The organism is Bacillus sp. NPDC093026, assembly GCF_044754665.1.
GTDB classification, from domain to species: Bacteria; Bacillota; Bacilli; order Bacillales; family Bacillaceae; genus Bacillus; species Bacillus maqinnsis.
Map to the genome: position 1 here is coordinate 357,019 of NZ_JBIVPN010000002.1, position 17,339 is coordinate 374,357.

Genomic DNA, 17,339 nt, shown 5'->3' on the forward strand with positions numbered 1-17,339 from the left:
ATATAGAAAATGTTCGGATCAGATCTTTATATCTCGTTAATTTTAGGAGTTCTACTCAGTTTAATCTTTGCAGAAAAAACAGGAATTGTACCCGCTGGACTGGTTGTACCTGGATATCTCGCGCTTGTATTCAATCAACCAGTGTTTATTTTAATCGTCTTATCTGTCAGCTTGCTTACGTATGTCATTGTACGCTTTGGCTTATCAAAATTTATGATTTTATACGGCCGCAGAAAGTTTGCTGCGATGTTGATTACAGGGATTGCCTTAAAGCTCATATTTGATTTCTTCTATCCAATTGTCCCATTTGAGATAGCAGAGTTTCGCGGAATTGGAATCATCGTACCTGGATTGATTGCGAATACAATTCAAAAGCAAGGTCTTACGATTACCCTTGGAAGTACGTTACTTCTAAGTGGTGCAACATTTGCCATCATGTATGTTTACTATCTATTTTAAGATAAGGTGTGTCCAATGATGAATAAAAAATTGAGCTTTCAGGAAAAGCTGCTGAAAATCACAAAGAATCAAAAGAAAAAGACGAATAAACATGTACTCATTGCATTACCGATCGTTATTGCTTGTACATTCCTATTTTCATTTATCGGGAAAGCACAAATACCAAATGTAGAAAAGAACCCAGAAGATATCCTGACTGCTTCGTTTGTCGGTGACATTATGTTTGGAAGAAATGTAGAGAAAGTAACCGAACGCTATGGAAAACAGCATCTCCTTCGCTATGCCGAACCGTATTTTGATGTATCTGACTATGTAACGGGGAACTTTGAGCACCCAGTTGCGTCAGATCAAGAGACAGCGGCGCAAAAGAATATTCATTTGAAAACAGACGAAGAGTCTGTTCAAGCGTTAAAGGACTTGAATTTCTCTGTTTTAAATATAGCGAACAACCATACAGCAGACTATGGCGAAAAGGGTCTGAATAATACAATTGATACGTTTGAACAAGCCGGCATGGATTTTACTGGAGCAGGGCGTAACCTTCAAGATGCGAAGAAGAACATTTCATACAAAAAGATCAACGGAATTAACATCGCAACACTTGGTTTTACAGATGTGTACGGTAAAGATTTTAAAGCAACAAATCATCAGTCTGGTATTCTGCCAGCAGATCCATCTATCTTTATCCCGATGATTTCACAGGCTGCTGAGAAAGCAGATATCGTGGTCGTTCATGCTCACTGGGGACAGGAGTATAACAATGAAGTAAACGATAGACAAAGAGAATTGGCAAGAGCGATGTCAAAAGCTGGTGCAGATATTATTATTGGTGCACACCCGCACGTACTCGAGCCGGTGGAGGTCTACAATGGAACGACGATTTTCTATAGTTTAGGGAACTTTATTTTTGATCAAGGATGGTCGAGAACACGTGATTCCGCTCTTGTTCAGTATCATCTGAATCAAGACGGAAAAGCCACATTTGAAGTTGTTCCAATGTATATAAAAGAAGCAACGCCTGCTCCATTAAAGGCTGGGTCTCTTGAGTCAAAATTAATTATCCGTCAGCTCACCAACGGCACGAATGTAGATTGGAAAGAAAAAGACGGACATATTTTCTTTGAAGTCAATCATGCTGATAAGGTTCAAAAATTAAAAGAAAACGGAGTGAAGAAAACGAAATGAAATTTCTAAAAGCAAGCTGGCCGTTTGTTGCATTAATTTTAGTATTTGTCTTTATGTCAGCCTTTAAATTTAGTGATAGTCTCTCAGATCATGAGAAACAAAAGATTTCGGTTGAAATGCAAAAGATTGAGCAACAAAAACAGTCAAAAGCGAAAGCGAAAGAAAGTAAATAATGAGTCAAAGCGAAAAGAGTACGCTGAGTCGTGCTCTTTTTTGTCTAAAAAAAGTGTAAAATGAAGAAAGTACGTCAAAACGATTAGAAAAGGAGAGATATGATGAAGAAATGGAAAGGACTGTTGATTGGAGGGTGTGCACTGATAGGGCTTATGATGATGCCTCAATCAGAGGTATCTGCTCAAACACAAACACCCTTGGAACAAGCTGAGACGCTCATTGGAACGCCTTATCAAAAAGGAGGAACAGATCCAAAAACGGGCTTTGATGCATCTGGATTCATTCAATATGTTTATAAAGAATCGGAATCATTTGATTTACCGCGGAAGGTGGTTGACCAGTATCAGATTGGGGAAAAGGTGTCATTGGAAAAAGCAAAACCTGGTGACCTTGTTTATTTTCGAAGTCTTGATGAAACAAAAGATGTTCCAACACATGTAGCCTTGTATGCTGGAAATCATGAGATCATTCACAGCACGCTCACACAAGGTGTCACTAAAATGGATGTCAGTAAAAGCAAGTATTGGATGGATCGTTATTATGCGACCAAAAGGCTGCCTGCTACACAGGGAATATCTGATGATAGTCTTGTCAAAGATGCGATGACGTATCTAGGCGTTCCTTATGTATTTGGTGCAGCGGACCCTAAGGTTGGCTTCGATTGTTCAGGCTTTTTACAGTACTTATTTGAAAAGTCACTAGGCATTTATTTACCAAGAAGCGCTGAACAGCAATGGCTGGTCGGTGAAAAAGTGACATTAGACCAAATCCAACCCGGAGATTTTGTATTTTTTAGCAATACCTATAAAACAGGAATATCTCATATAGGGATGTACATTGGGGGCGACCGCTTTATTCATGCGAGCCGTTCTGAAAGTGTCACCATTTCCTATTTATCTGAATCGTATTGGCAGGAGAAATGGACAGGGGTCAAACGGTTAACCGATTTGAAATTGGCGAAAGAAGACCCAGTCGTGTCAAAAGCTGCGACGTATATTGGTGAGGTCCCATATGTCAAAGGTGGTACGAGTCCGAAGGAAGGCTTTGATACAGCAGGGTTCACACAATATGTTTATCAACAAGTGCTCGGAATTGATTTGCCTCGCTATGCTTCTGGACAAGTGAAGGCAGGCACGCCTGTAAAACGTTCAGACCTTAAGCCCGGAGATCTTGTCTTTTTTAATGGGGCCTCTTTGACGCCGGCGATCTATGCAGGATTAGATCAAGTCATTCATGTGACAAGCTCAAATGGTGTTGTCCTTACCAATATGAAAACAAGCGCCTACTGGAAGGATAAATATGAGACAGCAGTGAGAATAAAATAAAGAAAAAGCCCGATTAACCATCATATCGGACTTCATTCTAGGCGCTGATCATACAAGCGTCTTTTTTTCATGGAATTGATTCTGTAAAAGCTCATCAATAAAATAGGCCACGCCATCTTCATGATTGCCTTTTGTGATATACGTGCTTTTTTCCTTAATGATATCAACTGCATTTCCCATTGCAATCCGGTGACCTGCTTCATCAAACATGGATAAATCATTTGGGCTGTCGCCAATGGCATAAATGTTTGAACGGTCTACGCCATAATGGGCGGCGAGTTCTCTGAGTGCATGTCCTTTCCCAGACTCTTTCGGCAACACCTCGATAATATGTTTTCCAGATGAGGTAAGTGAAAGTTCGGGTATTTCTCCGAGAAGATTTTTTGCCTCTTGCAGTTTATTCATATCGAATGAGAAGCAGAGTAACTTATAGGTCGCTTGATTCGTTTCGAAAATCTGGCAAATATCGTCCACTGGCTTGATGCCAAATTGTTTAAACTGCGTCATGGCCCCTTCCCATAAATCGGTCAAGTCCTCGTTTGGATTTGCACTTTTGATCAAATCGAACTCTGCTTGCAATTTCTCTTTTCCATCGAATGGGGATAGGAGGGCATCATCTGTATAAACTTCAAAATAAATGTGGCGCTCGACTAAAGCCTTTGCTGCGCGTTTTCCAGCTTCTCGGTCGAGTGGCATCCTGCTGAACAGTTTGTATCCCTCTGTATGGACTGTGCCTCCGTTTGCCGCAATAATAGGGATGTCTAAATCTCCAAGAAGTTCTTTGACGTCGAAAGTAGCTCGTCCAGTACAGATGGTGACAATATAGCCAGCTTCCTTTGCTCGAATCAGTGCCTCTCGATTTTTAGCTGAAATTTCACTTTTTGTATTTAAGAGTGTACCGTCTAAATCAATCGCGATCATTTTTTTCATCGGTGTTCCTCCTTCACTCATGCAATAACCTCTCATCAAAGTATGTACGATTTCCTCCATTCTCATGAAGAAGTGAGAGGCATTTAATCCCTCTTTATAAAGGCTAAACAAAAATGTCCCAATGATCAATGCTTACAATAGAAAAAGCGCCTGCATAGGACGCTTCTCTTTTAAGATAATTCAAGCTGCTTCTTCAATTGAGATCTCACTTCATTTAGCTGATTTTGATCTAGTTGGAAATAATAAACGCCGTTTGGCTGATAGTCTGAACCTTTCAACTGAATCGTGTCAACAGATTTTAACGAAGTAAGAAGCGGAAAGAGCCCGACCAGTTCCTTCATTGAAAGATTGGTTGTGACATTATCTCCAAGCGTATCAATAATATTGTCATATGATGGAATAGAGGTTAATGATTTTGATTTGTCAAAAATGGCTTTTAAAACCTCCATTTGACGTTTTCCGCGCATTAAATCACTGTCGGCTTTTCTTGTTCTCACATAAGCGAGAGCTTGATCGCCATCTAGTGTATGTGTTCCCGTTTGAAGTACTACTTTTCCTTTTGTATCCTTTTGAATTTGTTTCACAAGGTATTCATCATGAATGGTGATGGGCACACCATTTAGTTCATTGACAATTTCCTTAAATGCTTTGAAATTACTTTGAATGACAAAGTCAACCGGAATATCAAGTAAGTTTTCGACCGTTTCAACTGTTAGATCTGCACCGCCATATGCGTGCGCATGTGTAATTTTGTCATAGCCATGACCTGGAATATTGACATATGAGTCCCTTGGTATGCTTAATAATTTCACGGTTTTGTTTGTACGGTTAATGGTAGCTAAGACCATTGCATCGCTTCGTGCCTGCTTCACTGTTTCTCCTGACCGACTGTCGATACCAAGCAGCAAGACAGAAAAACTGTCTTTCCCAGGATCGAATGATTCTATGCGTTTGACAGATTGTGAGCCTCGATCTAATGATACTTGCGCTTTTTTGGCGGCATTTGTCACTTTATAGTAGGCATAGCCTGTGACGGAAGCTGTTGTGAGTAACAAAATTCCTAATATAAAAAGAGTGACTTTCACCCATGGTTTTAAGCGCTTTTTCCTTTTGCGTTTGCTTCGTGATTGATCCATATATTTTAAACCCTCGCCTATGAATTTTATAGTAAGACGTCTTTCTGATGGTTACAAACTAAAACAAATATACCTTAACACGGGATATCGTGCGACATTTTTTTCATCTAACGCTTAATTGACGTTCTCTTATCTAAAAAAGTTTCATTGATACGCAAATGAAATATATTTGTCATAAAACACTGAAACGTTTCAAACATCAGAATGTGAGGAAAATTGTTTTTTCATAGAGAAAACATATATAAAGTGGGGCTATGGTCAAGAAAAATCGTAATGGATGACTTTATTTTTTCGGCGAACTTGGCGGCGCTTTAAATGGTTATGATACAGGTGTCATCTCTGGCGCTATCTTATATATGAAAGAAGATTTAGGGTTAAATGCTTTTACAGAAGGGCTTGTGGTGAGCTCAATTTTAATTGGTGATCTTTGCAGTAAGTTGGGGTCCTGTGGTATGGGGTCATGCTGCCAAAGCTGTTTCCCGATGCCGTCATTGGAGTAGCTGCCTTTTTGTTTGTGAAATACTTGGTAAGAGAAACGAAGGGGGAAAGCCTTGAAGAAATTGAAGAAGATTTGAGAAATTGTGCTGTCGTGAAGGACGAAAGTGAAACGGTATAAAAAAGTCAGCTTGTTTTCCTCGTTTTTAAACAAACGTTTAATGAAGAAAAAGACAGACCCTTTATCTTCTGAACCTGCTTGATTTGACATACATATGAAACAGGCGGGTGAAAGGTGGAAATGAGATGAAAGGGAAAACAAGTATTGTCATGTTAACGTACAACGAGCTTCATTTAACAAAAAAATGTATCGACAGTATTAAGCAACATACCCCAAGTGAACAATATGAGCTCATCATTGTAGATAACGCTTCAACAGATGGCACGAAGGAATATATTAGAGAGCTAGAAGACGTCATTGTCATTGAAAATGAAGAGAATCAAGGCTTTGCAAAGGGATGTAATCAAGGGGCAAAAAGAGCGACAGGAGACAGTATTCTCTTTTTAAATAATGATACGATGGTGACAGAGAATTGGCTACCCCCTTTAATTGAAGCGTTATTTGATTCAGACCGGATCGGGATGGTGGGACCTGTATCAAATTATGTGAGTGGTCCCCAGATGGTACAGCCTTCTTATACAGATGTCGATCAACTCCCTTCATTTGCAAAGGAATATACAGCCGCAAGAAAAGGGCAGAGAACGTATGTACACAGGCTGGTTGGTTTTTGTCTACTTGTCAAAAGAGAGCTGATCGAGGACGTTGGGTTGTTTGATGAGCGATTTGTATATGGGTCATTTGAAGATGACGATCTTTGTTTGCGATCATTGCTGAAGGGGTATCAACTTCAAATTGTGCATGATTCATTTGTTCATCATCACGGGCATGCCACTTTCCATGCGAACCAAGATACGAATATTTCCACACTATTTGCTGAGAATCGGCATCGTTTTTTAGAGAAATGGGGGCTTGATTTAAATCTGATAACACCTCATCCTTACTTTGCGTCAATGCTTCCTAAAGATGCCAAAAATGTGCTGGATGTTGGATGCGGGGCAGGGGCAACGGGTCTTGAGCTACTCAATAGACAGCCTGTTGATATGTACGGGGTAGAAGTCGATTCACTGAAAGCGAAGATAGCCAATGCATATTACCGTGAAGTCACACAAGCGGCAGCTGATGAGTACCCATGGTCAGAGAAGGAAAACTTTTTTGATGCCATCTTGTTTTCTGATGTATTAGAGCATATTTCAGATCCGTGGCAAACGATCTCTCAAGCATACGCTTCGCTGAAGCCGGGCGGTGTGATCATTTGCTGCTTACCTAATATGTTGCATGCAGAAGTACTTCTTCCATTAATGACAGGGGATTTTACTTATCAAGATGTCGGAATTTTAGATCGAACGCATCTCAGGTTTTTCACACCGAAAACGATGCGTGCGCTTTTTCCAGAGGCTTTGTTTGATATCATCATTGAAAAACGAATCAATGTCCATATTGATCAAAACGTACAGTTATTCTTTGATGAAGTGGCGAGATTAGGAGAATCACTCGGATTTGCGACAAAGGCATTATCTGATCAGGTCAATCTATACCAGCTCCTGTTCGTGGCGCGTAAAAAAGGCGGTTCTCCCTCGGAGTAACCGCCTTTTTGCTACTACCATTTAAAGCTTTTCGTTGCACCTTCTGCTCCGAAGTTCAAAATGTCTACACTGACATCATACTCAATAGTCGCGTCTTGAAACAGTTCGTCCCATTCATCACGATGTTTCTCCCAAAAGTCAGGATATTTCATACGCACTTGGCGGTTTAAAAAGATCGGGTCAACCCCAACTTCTTTTTGCAAGTGGCTAACCGCTTTTTTGATGCGATGTTCAATTTGGTTTTCAAAAATATGTTGAAATCGCTTGATGTAATGTTTATCAAATGAGTTTTCGGGGGGATACTGATCTTCAGAAAGCATCCCGCTTGATTGTACACTGATTTTAAACGAAATGTTCCCATTTTTTAAGTAGGGTTCGACCTTTGATTTTGCATTCTTTATTTCATAGGTAATCGGATACCCCTTGTAGGTTGCTGGCACAACACCACCTGAAATACGATCTGTAACCCAGTTTAAAGATTGCACATCATTTGCTGAGATAAATCCTATCAGCTTTCGCGTTTTCCCATGAATAATTCCTGCTCCATCATAGACAAGCTCGTTGTTGATCACATCGACACTTTGAACAAGAAAGCTAATACTCATTTGAAAGTAATCAGACGCCCTGCCAATGCGAAGCGGGAGCAAAATTTTCCCGTTAAAGTTCCGATTTTTTGATGTTTCAAAGATATGCTCGACAGGTACTTTTTGCTGCGATTTTAATTTTTGATTGATGACCTTCGATGCATCATCTCGAGATACAAGGAGATAGCTGCTTCTTCGCACCTCATTATCTCGTATAAAGTGATTGAGAGTGCCTTGGATATCATGATGCTCTGCTTGACTTCTGCCGAATAAGAAAATCTTGAGATGATCACTGTATATAGGCGGTTCCTTCAATGAGACATTACTGACAGCCTCTAGCACATTCTTTCCTTTTGATACTACATTTACATAACCAGGTGAGTCTGCTTCTTGTGTACTGCCCATTTTCGGAACAAGATTTTGATAAGTGAGCTTTACACCTTGATCTTCTGTTTCGTCGATTCCGACTCCGCGTACAAATGACACTTTTTCAATATCCTTTATATCCCAGCATCCTGCTGATAGGAGAAAAAGAAAGCAGGACAGGGAGAATAATAGTAGACGCCATAGTCTCATGCAGAACGACCTCCCCATTTTTTGCGAATTATCAGCAGTAGGGCTGTTATAAAAGGAATGGCTAAAAAAGCGAACAGAGAATAACCGAGTAGAGTTGAATAGTAAAAGACCTCATTAAGATTTTTCGGAAAAAGGGATAATGCAGATGTGATCAAAAACAGCACCCACAGCAGTCTCGTTAAATTCCTCGTCTTAAAGACAGTGTTACAGCCTTTAATGGCAAATTGGAAAAAGCCGAGCATACAAATGAACTGCTGGCATGTCCAGATCGTAAGTAAGAAGATATCAAATCGCTCAATGAATACCCCTTCAAGTTCTAAAGCTTGTATGAGTGAAACCGTCGGCCACGTGAGTGACTTCGTTTCGCCGACTGTCATCGAGCCAATTACGACAAAGAGGGTAAGGGAGTAAATAAGCGAGGTAATCCCGACACCTATCGCTGCTGCCCATTTCGCTTTTGACCATTTGTCTTTGTAGATAAGCGGCACAATAAACAGGATGACTTCAAAGCCTGTAAATTGAATGAATGTTTGTGAAAAGAGTTTACTAAAATCTTTTAAGCCGTGCGCCATCACAGGACGTAAATAATCAAAATCAAACACTTTGAGGCTAAAGAGCATTAAAGCAATGTAAATAACCATCGTGATAGGATAAAAATACGTCACTATTTTTATCACTGGAAAGATGCCGCTTCTTAAATGGTAGATAGCCACGAGTAAGAAAATCATGATAATTACTGTCATCGGAGTGGATTGAAGCAGGAAAAACTGAACCACTTCGCCAAGTACACGTGCTTCAAAACCGACAATGGCCAATAAATAAGCGATCATCATCAAATTAAAGATTGTGCCAACGATGGCGCCAGCGCCTTTTATATTGGAATCAAAGATGGTATCAGGTGCATTCTTTTCTGCAATCCATCCTAGTAAAAAGGCAATAAAAGCAAAGAGAGCTCCCTGTAATAATACAATGATCCAGCCATCAGGGTAACCTGAACTGGCAGAACTGCGTGGAATGGTTAAAATTCCAGCGCCTATCATTGTAGAACTGCATAAAATGGTGACTTGTAACAATGATAGCTTCTCAGCTCTGTACATCGCTTACTCCCCTTGTCTTTTGATATTTTTTGTTTTAGCTGTTTTCGGTCTTGATTTAAATAGACCAACAGGCAAACGAACGTAAGTATCCTTTAAATCTGAAAATGGTGAAGACAGAACAGGTGTAAAATAGTCAAAACCAAATGTCTTTACTTGCATAAGATGGCAAAGCACAAATAAATAACACATGATTAATCCGTATAAACCGAACATCGCTGAGCTAAAAATGGCCATAAAACGAAGGATTCGCAAAGGAAAACTAAAGTCATACGATGGTGCTGTGAAATCGGCTAATGCTGTCAACGAGACGATAATGACCATTAAGGCACTAACGATATTTGCTTGAACAGCGGCCTGACCAATGATGACTCCGCCGATCAGTCCAATGGTTTGCCCAATGGCTCTAGGAAGACGAAGTCCTGCTTCTCGCAAAAGTTCAATGGTAAAGGACATGAGAATGGCTTCTACCACAGGGGGGAACGGTACATTTTGCCGGCTTCCTGCAATGGTGAGCGCCATTCGTGTCGGTAATAAGCCTGGATGATAGGAGACAAGGGCGATGTAAAGACCGGGTAAAAAAACAGTCAAAAGTACACCTATATATCTGAGTAAACGCAATAAAGTCGCACTCGTCCATCTTTGATAATAGTCCTCAGGTGATTGCATCAACGCGGCAAACGTCATAGGAAGAATGAGAGCAAAAGGAGTACCATCTAGCAGAATAGACACTTTCCCTTCAAGAACAGATGCAATTACCCGATCAGGACGTTCTGTGTTTTGAATCTGGGGGAAAATAGACAGGTGACTATCCTCAATCAACTGTTCGATGTAGCCTGTTTCGGGAATATCATCCAATTTAATATCTTTCAATCGAGAAACAACATCTTCAACAAGCGTTGGATCAACAATATCCCGAACGTACACGAGTGCGGCAGATTTTTTATTACGCGTGCCCACACAGATCTTTTGAATTACAAGGTTTGGATCGTTTGCCCGTTCGCGGATTAAAGCTGTGTTTTTTTCAAGGTTCTCAATAAACCCAATGCGTGGTCCTCTGACAAGCACTTCAGATTGCGGTTCTTCTACTTCTCTGAATTGAAAAAGGTTTGTTTGGAGGGCAAGTGCTTGAGCGGCACCATCTACAAATAAAATGGCCCTGCCACTATATAACTGCTCGATCGCAAGGTTCATATCTTCCAGCACATTATTTTGAATGCCAAAGAACTGCTTAGACAGGTAAGAGAATGTGGTGTGATCGACTTCGGTTACATCTAGCTCTTTTTGCATTGGAGTAATGATTTGCTTTGACAGCATTTCAAATTCCGTGAGTCCTTGTATGTACACGAGACATGCGGAGATAGCAGAAGGACCAAATGAAAAAGAATGGAACACGACATCATCGCTTTTCCCGACAAAGCTTTTGATGCGCTTGATGACGGTCTGTAAATCTTGCTCAATACGACTTTTCATAATGCCTCACCCTCATGTCTTGTTTTTTATAGAGTGACACCTAAGGAGGATAATTATACAAACAGAAAAAAGAGAATCCCTTTGCAGGAATTCTCTAAATGTATATTATCTCGCAAGCCATCCGCCATCAACTGCTAAAATATGTCCATTCATATAATCGGAAGCAGGTGAGCTGAGGAAAATAGCTGCACCAGCCAAATCGTCTGGTTTTCCCCAGCGCCCAGCAGGAATTCGTTTGAGGATCTCTTCATTACGATTCACATCCTCGCGAATCGCTTGTGTGTTATTGGTCGCTATATAACCAGGTGCAATGGCGTTGACCTGAATATGCTGATGCGCCCATTCATTGGCAAAAGCCTTTGTCAGACCAGCCACTGCATGTTTGCTCGCTGTATAGGCAGGAACGAAGACGCCGCCTTGAAAAGATAGGAGGGAGGCAATATTGACGATTTTTCCTCGCCCTTTTTCAAGCATTTGCTGTCCAACCTTTTGTGTAAGGAAAAAGAGACTATTCATATTCACGTTCATGACATCATACCAATTCTCTTCAGAATAGTGAGCGGCTTTTTCCCTTCTAATTGTTCCTGCATTATTGACTAAAATATCAATAGCGTGCGCTTCTAAAATGGCATCAACATCCCGCTGTGCGGACTTAGGATCGGCAAAATCAACTTCATACGCATAAAACGATCTGCCTGTCTGTTCTACGAGCGTTTTTGTGTCATCAAGCGGTGTGTGGTGGTACGTGCCGACGATGTCTGCTCCAGAACGTGCGAGTGCCACTGCAATGCCTTGACCGATGCCTGTTCCAGGACCTGTCACAAGTGCTGTTTTGCCTTCAAGTGAAAAGAGGGTCGCTATATATGATGTTGTGGTCATTGCGTTACCTCAACTGGTCCATCGGGACAAAATCCATATCTTTAAACGTATAGTTTTCGCCCGCCATTGCCCAAATAAATGAATAATTGGCTGTGCCTGAACCAGAATGAATGGACCATGCAGGGGAGATGACCGCTTCCTCATTTGCAACGACGAGGTGTCTCGTTTCAGATGGTTCCCCCATAAAATGAAAGACTCGTGCATCCGCTTCTACATCAAGATATAAATAAACTTCCATACGTCTGTCATGAATATGGGCAGGCATGGTGTTCCAAGTATTATTGGGCTCGAGCTGGGTAATCCCCATCATCAACTGACAGCTTTGGATACCATCTGCATGAATTACTTGATATAGATTTCGCACATTTGAAGACGCCGCTTCTCCTAAGTGATTTGGCGTTAGTTCAGCAATTGCTGCCTTTTGGGTAGGGTATGCCTTATGAGCTGTTGCAGAAACAAGATAAAACTTTGCCTGCTTGCCTGATGAACTAGCAAACTGTACATCTTTGTGTCCAAGTCCAATATATAAAAAATCTTTATGCTCTAGCACATAGGACTCTCCATCAACAGTGACTGTTCCTTGCTCACCCACATTCACAATTCCAATCTCGCGTCTTTCAAGAAAATAGTCTGTACGCAAAAAGTCTCCAGCATCCAACTTGATGGGAACCGCTTTGGGCATAGCACCACCAATAACCACACGATCCTCATGTGAATAATATAGCTTTAAATCACCACTAACGAACAGCGAAGGAATATGAAAGTGACTGCGAAGTTCCTCGGTAGTAAAGCGTTTGACTTGCTCGGGATGTACAGCATAACGATTTTCCATTGATAGAGCCTCCCTTTCATTGAAACGAAAAATGACATTTTATTTGGTATCGGTTTCAAGGAAAATTCTAGAGGAAAAAGAGGGTGGCGTCAACCGTTAATTTGAAATCGCTTTCTTCAATGAAAAGGATGATCTTTTTTCACAGTATCAGTTAAAAAAATCTTCTGATATCAGCAAATATGTGGTATGCTCTTGTTAAGTTTATTTGAAATCGGTTTCGAATTAAAACAGATGATAGACCGTAGGAGTTTTTGAATGAAAGAGAAAAAGCAAACGAAAGTAACGATTAATGAAGTCGCTGCTCATGCAGGTGTCTCAAAATCGACTGTTTCCAGGTATATCAATGGCAGAACAAATGAAATTTCTTCTGAAAAAGTAAAAAAGATTAAGAAAGCCATAGATGAGCTCCAGTATCGCCCGAGTCAGCTTGCTCAAGGACTGAAAGTGAGAAAAAGCAAGGTCATTGGCTTTATTGTTGCAGACATTACCAACCCATTTTCGGTAGCAACGCTTCGTGGTGTCGAAGAGATCTGTGATCAATACGGGTACAGCATCATGGTCTGTAACACAGATAATCGTCCAGAAAAGGAACGGGAAATGCTCTTAAAGCTGAATGCGCACTATATTGAAGGGCTCATCATTAATACAACAGGTCAAAACAATGATATCCTGCAAGATTTTAAGAAAAGCGGCGTACCGATTGTACTCGTTGACCGTAAACTACCTGAAATAAAGGTTGACACAGTCACAACAAATAACCGTGACATTACAAGCCGCCTCCTTCATCAAATGTATGAGAAGGGTTATGAACAAATCGCTTTCTTCACTGAACCGGTGGATGGTATCAGTCCTCGTGAAGAAAGAAAAGAAGCATATGAAAAGGTAGCATCTAGTAAAAATGATAACAAGCAACCGATTATTGCAGAAATCAATCTGAAACAAAAGGCACAAATACGAGAAGAAATTCGTCGTTTTTTACAATCAGGCAATCAAAAAAAAGCGATTCTAGCAGGCAATGGATTACTGATGCTTAAGCTGATTAGTGAGCTGGTTGAGCTTGGCATCAAGATTCCAGAAGAGATCGGCATTGCTGGTTTTGATGATACAGAATGGTATAAACTGATTGGACCAGGGATTACGACCGTTGCCCAGCCATCACATGAAATGGGGAAAGTAGCCATGCAAAAAATCATGACGCGGCTTGAAGGGGATGAAAGTGCTCCACAAACCATTCAACTGGATGGAGAAATTATAGAGAGAAAATCTTTATAATCAATCGAGATATAAAGAGAATGAGTATACATCTGTGCATACTCTTTCTTTTTGAAGCGATTTGAAACCGGTACCAAGAAAGGGGAGAAATGATGAAAGCGTTAGATGCGGTCACATTTGGGGAATCAATGGCGATGTTTTACGCAAAAGAAGTTGGAGAGCTTCACAGGGTGAACACGTTTCAAAAAGCACTTGCAGGTGCAGAAAGTAATGTAGCTGTCGGCTTGGCAAGATTAGGGTTTAATGTTGGCTGGATGAGCAAAGTTGGGGCAGACTCACTCGGCACATTTATTTTAGAGGAGCTTCAAAAAGAAGGAGTCGACACAGAGGCAGTGCTCCGGTCAAATGATGGATCCAAAACAGGCATATTGCTAAAATCGAAAGTGATAGATGGAGATCCTGATATTACTTACTATCGCAAGGGTTCTGCCGCAAGCACGTTGAACCCAAATGATTTTCCTTTAGACTATTTTCAAAAGGCGGGACACCTTCATATGACAGGAATTCCTCCTGCCTTATCCAGTGAAATGAGAGCGTTTTCTTTTCGTGCACTTCAAGCGATGAAGGAAGCAGGCAAAACCATTTCATTTGACCCAAACCTTAGACTTCAGCTATGGGAAGAGGAAGAAGACATGATTCATACGGTGAATCAACTTGCCTCTCAAGTGGACTGGTTTTTTCCAGGTCTTGCAGAAGGACAAAAGCTCACCGGTTTGCAGGAGCCGGAAGCGATTGCGGATGCTTATTTACAAAAAGGCGTAAAGTTTGTGGTCATTAAGCTCGGCGCAGCAGGTGCATTTTTTAAAAGTGCAGCTCATCAAGGCATCGTTGAAGGCTTTGAAGTTGATCATGTCGTTGATACTGTCGGTGCAGGTGATGGATTTGCTGTTGGGATCATGAGTGCGTTGCTTGACGGCTTATCATATGAAGAGTCAGTTACAAGGGGCAATGCGATTGGGGCGCTGGCGGTGATGTCTCCTGGAGATATGGATGGACTGCCAACCCGTGAGGAACTTCAAGCATTTTTACAGCAGGCCAAACGGCATAACAGACGAGAGCATGTAAAGGGGGATGATGTACATGGGGAAAGCAGCCAGTTTAATCGTTAAAGAGCAATTGGCAGCCTGTAAACTCATTGCAGTGGTCAGAGCGGATAGTGAAGCGTCAGGCATTGATATGATTCAACGCTTAAAGAACAAGGGGATTCGTGCCATAGAAGTGACGTATACCACACCAAATGCTGAACAAATCATTGCATCCTTTAGGCAGGAGCAGGAACTGATTGTGGGAGCGGGGACAGTTACGACAATTGAACAAGCACAATCAGCGATTCAGGCAGGTTCTCAATTTATGGTGAGCCCTGGATATCTTCCTGTGATCGGTGAGCATGTATCATTTCACGATACATTGTATGTTCCAGGGGTGCTGACACCAAGTGAAATCATGCAGGCAAAAGCAGATGGGTACCGTCTGTTAAAACTCTTTCCGAGCGGTTCGTTCGGTTTGTCTTATATGAAAAACTTGCGTGGTCCGTTTCCGGAGGTTGAATTCATTCCAACAGGCGGCATTCACCCAGTAGATGTACCTAAATGGCTAGAAGCAGGCGCGATAGCAGTAGGTGTTGGCAGCCAGCTCGAAAGCAGTACAGAAGAAGAGTTAAAAGCTGTTCTTTCTTCATCTTGATGAAATGTAGCATCCTCTCAAAAATCATGGTGGGCTCGTGAAAGGAGCTAATCATGCATGTACATGTTTACACAAACAGCCGGTTGGATGATGCCGGTTGTTTCTTCATTAATCTCACATAATAGAAGGAGTCAATCGGATATTTATGACAAAGGAATGTTAGAGGTTGAGGGAGTTTGCTTTAAGCAGCTCTTTTTTTATGTAAGAATGGAACGAGTTTTATTTGCTGTGATGACAATCGCTGATCAACAATCGGTCGTGGTCGCTTTGCAAATCTAACAGGCTATCAAATCAATCAGCGTGTAGACAAACCCTCGCATTCGTTGTCAGACCCTACGTGCTGATGCTCACAAATGTTCAATTTTCTCCAGTACTCGGGTCTTCCCTAGACTTCAAGGACTAAAAAGAGGACAAAGAGCTAAAATAAAAATCTGAAATGGCAGGTGCTATTTTGCGAGGACTGCTGACACTTTTGTTTATTCTTCTCGGAAAGTGATCGTTCTCATATGGTGCACTCAAAGGATTGACTTCTCTTTAGATAGCGTCATAATAAAAGTTGAGATTTGCTCGTTTAGATCATGTACCGCAAGGATTAGCAAAGGGGGGAGTCAGCCTAAATGAAGCAGTCACCAATATTTTTACTGCCTGAATTGAAGGAGAGAATATGGGGGGGTACAGCCTTAAGAGATCAATTTGGTTATGATATTCCTTCTGATCAAACGGGAGAATGCTGGGCAATTTCTGCTCATCCAAACGGGCCAAGTGTTGTGAAAGATGGTCCATATAAAGGGAAAACATTGATCGAACTATGGGACAATCATAGGGAATTGTTCGGGGGAATAGAGGGCGATCGCTTCCCGCTTTTAACCAAAATTTTAGATGCAAACCAAGACGTATCTGTTCAAGTTCATCCAGATGATGATTATGCTGAAAGATATGAAAATGGAGAGCTTGGGAAAACAGAGTGCTGGTATATCATTGACTGCAAAGAAGGTGCAGAAATAATTTATGGGCACAATGCAAGAACAAGAACTGAGCTTGTGACTATGATGAATAGTGGAGATTGGGAAGGTCTTTTGCGACGAGTGAAGATCAAACCTGGCGACTTTTATTATGTGCCAAGTGGTACCATTCATGCGTTGTGTGAGGGAACGCTTGTCCTTGAAACTCAGCAGAGCTCTGATACAACTTATCGAGTGTATGATTATGAACGGAAGGATCAAGACGGCAATGAGCGTGAACTGCATTTCACGCAAGCGATTGATGTCACAACGGTTCCTCATGTAGATGTTGATGCAGACGAATCAATTGAAACACTTCAAGGGATTACCATTAAAACCTTTGTTGAAGCTGAATATTTCTCCGTGTATAAATGGGAAATTGATCAAAAAGTAGAGATTTCTCAAGACCATCCTTTTTTGCTGTGCAGTGTGATAAAAGGGGAAGGCTCTTTAGCGCATGAGGGGATCACATATCCTCTGCAAAAAGGAGCTCATTTTATTCTGCCAGCAGAAGTCGGCAGTTTTTCGATGGAAGGAACTTGTGAATTAATTGTGTCACATATATAAAGAAAGTAGAGGGCTTCAAATAGAGAGGCA

General features: G+C 41.2%; 18 protein-coding genes and 1 pseudogene. 12 read left to right on the top strand and 7 right to left on the bottom strand.

From position 1 onward, the window contains the following. The first annotated feature begins 9 nt into the window (after positions 1-9). The 4 genes from pgsC to ACIQCE_RS06775 all read left to right on the top strand — a co-directional run bounded on the left by pgsC (position 10) and on the right by ACIQCE_RS06775 (position 3,143). Positions 10-459: a poly-gamma-glutamate biosynthesis protein PgsC gene (gene pgsC, locus ACIQCE_RS06760; protein WP_353854388.1), complete on the top strand. Its 450-nt coding sequence runs from the start codon at positions 10-12 to the stop codon at positions 457-459. A gap of 18 nt (positions 460-477) precedes the next feature. After that, positions 478-1,644, top strand: coding sequence for a CapA family protein (locus tag ACIQCE_RS06765; protein WP_400494115.1), 1,167 nt, complete (start codon positions 478-480; stop codon positions 1,642-1,644). Beyond that, a complete protein-coding gene (edmS, locus tag ACIQCE_RS06770) occupies positions 1,641-1,817 on the top strand; it encodes an extrachromosomal elements maintenance protein EdmS (RefSeq protein WP_353854389.1) in 177 nt (58 codons plus the stop codon). Before ACIQCE_RS06765 ends, edmS begins: the two co-directional genes overlap by 4 nt. Before the next feature lie 99 nt (positions 1,818-1,916). Continuing rightward, positions 1,917-3,143 (top strand): C40 family peptidase, encoded by a 1,227-nt coding sequence (locus ACIQCE_RS06775; RefSeq protein WP_400494116.1) that lies wholly within the window; start codon positions 1,917-1,919, stop codon positions 3,141-3,143. A 48-nt stretch (positions 3,144-3,191) separates the two neighbouring features. Here the strand turns inward: ACIQCE_RS06775 and ACIQCE_RS06780 are convergent, their stop codons facing one another. Further along, positions 3,192-4,073: a Cof-type HAD-IIB family hydrolase gene (locus ACIQCE_RS06780; protein ID WP_400494117.1), complete on the bottom strand. Its 882-nt coding sequence runs from the start codon at positions 4,071-4,073 to the stop codon at positions 3,192-3,194. 170 nt (positions 4,074-4,243) lie between these two features. Beyond that, on the bottom strand, positions 4,244-5,209 hold the full coding sequence (locus ACIQCE_RS06785) for an LCP family protein (protein ID WP_400494118.1): 966 nt from the start codon (positions 5,207-5,209) through the stop codon (positions 4,244-4,246). Positions 5,210-5,490: 281 nt separating this feature from the next. Between ACIQCE_RS06785 and ACIQCE_RS06790 the strand changes: the two are divergent. The 3 genes and pseudogenes from ACIQCE_RS06790 to ACIQCE_RS06800 all read left to right on the top strand — a co-directional run. Further along, positions 5,491-5,667 (top strand): annotated as a pseudogene (locus ACIQCE_RS06790) (sugar porter family MFS transporter); the annotation flags it as partial. A 2-nt stretch (positions 5,668-5,669) separates the two neighbouring features. Beyond that, positions 5,670-5,825 (top strand): hypothetical protein, encoded by a 156-nt coding sequence (locus tag ACIQCE_RS06795; RefSeq protein WP_400494119.1) that lies wholly within the window; start codon positions 5,670-5,672, stop codon positions 5,823-5,825. 125 nt (positions 5,826-5,950) lie between these two features. Continuing rightward, entirely contained in the window at positions 5,951-7,348 is a 1,398-nt protein-coding gene (locus tag ACIQCE_RS06800) for a glycosyltransferase (RefSeq protein ID WP_400494120.1), read from the top strand. 14 nt (positions 7,349-7,362) lie between these two features. Here ACIQCE_RS06800 and ACIQCE_RS06805 read toward each other — a convergent pair whose 3' ends face one another. From ACIQCE_RS06805 to kduI, 5 genes are all read right to left on the bottom strand, one after another. Continuing rightward, positions 7,363-8,508 carry a Ger(x)C family spore germination protein gene (locus ACIQCE_RS06805; RefSeq protein ID WP_400494121.1) on the bottom strand — a complete coding sequence of 382 codons (1,146 nt, stop codon included), beginning with the start codon at positions 8,506-8,508 and terminating at the stop codon, positions 7,363-7,365. After that, positions 8,505-9,605: a GerAB/ArcD/ProY family transporter gene (locus ACIQCE_RS06810; RefSeq protein ID WP_400494122.1), complete on the bottom strand. Its 1,101-nt coding sequence runs from the start codon at positions 9,603-9,605 to the stop codon at positions 8,505-8,507. The genes ACIQCE_RS06805 and ACIQCE_RS06810 overlap by 4 nt, the downstream gene beginning before the upstream one ends. 3 nt (positions 9,606-9,608) lie before the next feature. Next, positions 9,609-11,075, bottom strand: coding sequence for a spore germination protein (locus ACIQCE_RS06815; protein ID WP_400494123.1), 1,467 nt, complete (start codon positions 11,073-11,075; stop codon positions 9,609-9,611). 105 nt (positions 11,076-11,180) lie between these two features. Then, complete coding sequence (gene kduD / locus ACIQCE_RS06820; RefSeq protein WP_400494124.1) at positions 11,181-11,954, bottom strand: 2-dehydro-3-deoxy-D-gluconate 5-dehydrogenase KduD; 774 nt, start codon at positions 11,952-11,954, stop codon at positions 11,181-11,183. Positions 11,955-11,958: 4 nt separating this feature from the next. Further along, on the bottom strand, positions 11,959-12,786 hold the full coding sequence (kduI, locus tag ACIQCE_RS06825) for a 5-dehydro-4-deoxy-D-glucuronate isomerase (protein WP_400494126.1): 828 nt from the start codon (positions 12,784-12,786) through the stop codon (positions 11,959-11,961). Between the two features lie 255 nt (positions 12,787-13,041). On the opposite strand from kduI, the gene ACIQCE_RS06830 reads away from it, so the two are divergent. The 5 genes from ACIQCE_RS06830 to manA all read left to right on the top strand — a co-directional run bounded on the left by ACIQCE_RS06830 (position 13,042) and on the right by manA (position 17,309). Beyond that, positions 13,042-14,058 (top strand): LacI family DNA-binding transcriptional regulator, encoded by a 1,017-nt coding sequence (locus ACIQCE_RS06830; RefSeq protein WP_400494127.1) that lies wholly within the window; start codon positions 13,042-13,044, stop codon positions 14,056-14,058. A 92-nt stretch (positions 14,059-14,150) separates the two neighbouring features. Beyond that, positions 14,151-15,167 (top strand): sugar kinase, encoded by a 1,017-nt coding sequence (locus ACIQCE_RS06835; protein ID WP_400494128.1) that lies wholly within the window; start codon positions 14,151-14,153, stop codon positions 15,165-15,167. Beyond that, positions 15,139-15,741: a bifunctional 4-hydroxy-2-oxoglutarate aldolase/2-dehydro-3-deoxy-phosphogluconate aldolase gene (locus ACIQCE_RS06840; protein WP_353854400.1), complete on the top strand. Its 603-nt coding sequence runs from the start codon at positions 15,139-15,141 to the stop codon at positions 15,739-15,741. Before ACIQCE_RS06835 ends, ACIQCE_RS06840 begins: the two co-directional genes overlap by 29 nt. A 57-nt stretch (positions 15,742-15,798) precedes the next feature. Beyond that, on the top strand, positions 15,799-16,020 hold the full coding sequence (locus ACIQCE_RS06845; RefSeq protein ID WP_400494129.1) for a hypothetical protein: 222 nt from the start codon (positions 15,799-15,801) through the stop codon (positions 16,018-16,020). A gap of 338 nt (positions 16,021-16,358) precedes the next feature. Continuing rightward, positions 16,359-17,309: a mannose-6-phosphate isomerase, class I gene (gene manA, locus ACIQCE_RS06850; RefSeq protein WP_400494130.1), complete on the top strand. Its 951-nt coding sequence runs from the start codon at positions 16,359-16,361 to the stop codon at positions 17,307-17,309. The last annotated feature ends 30 nt before the right edge of the window (positions 17,310-17,339 follow it).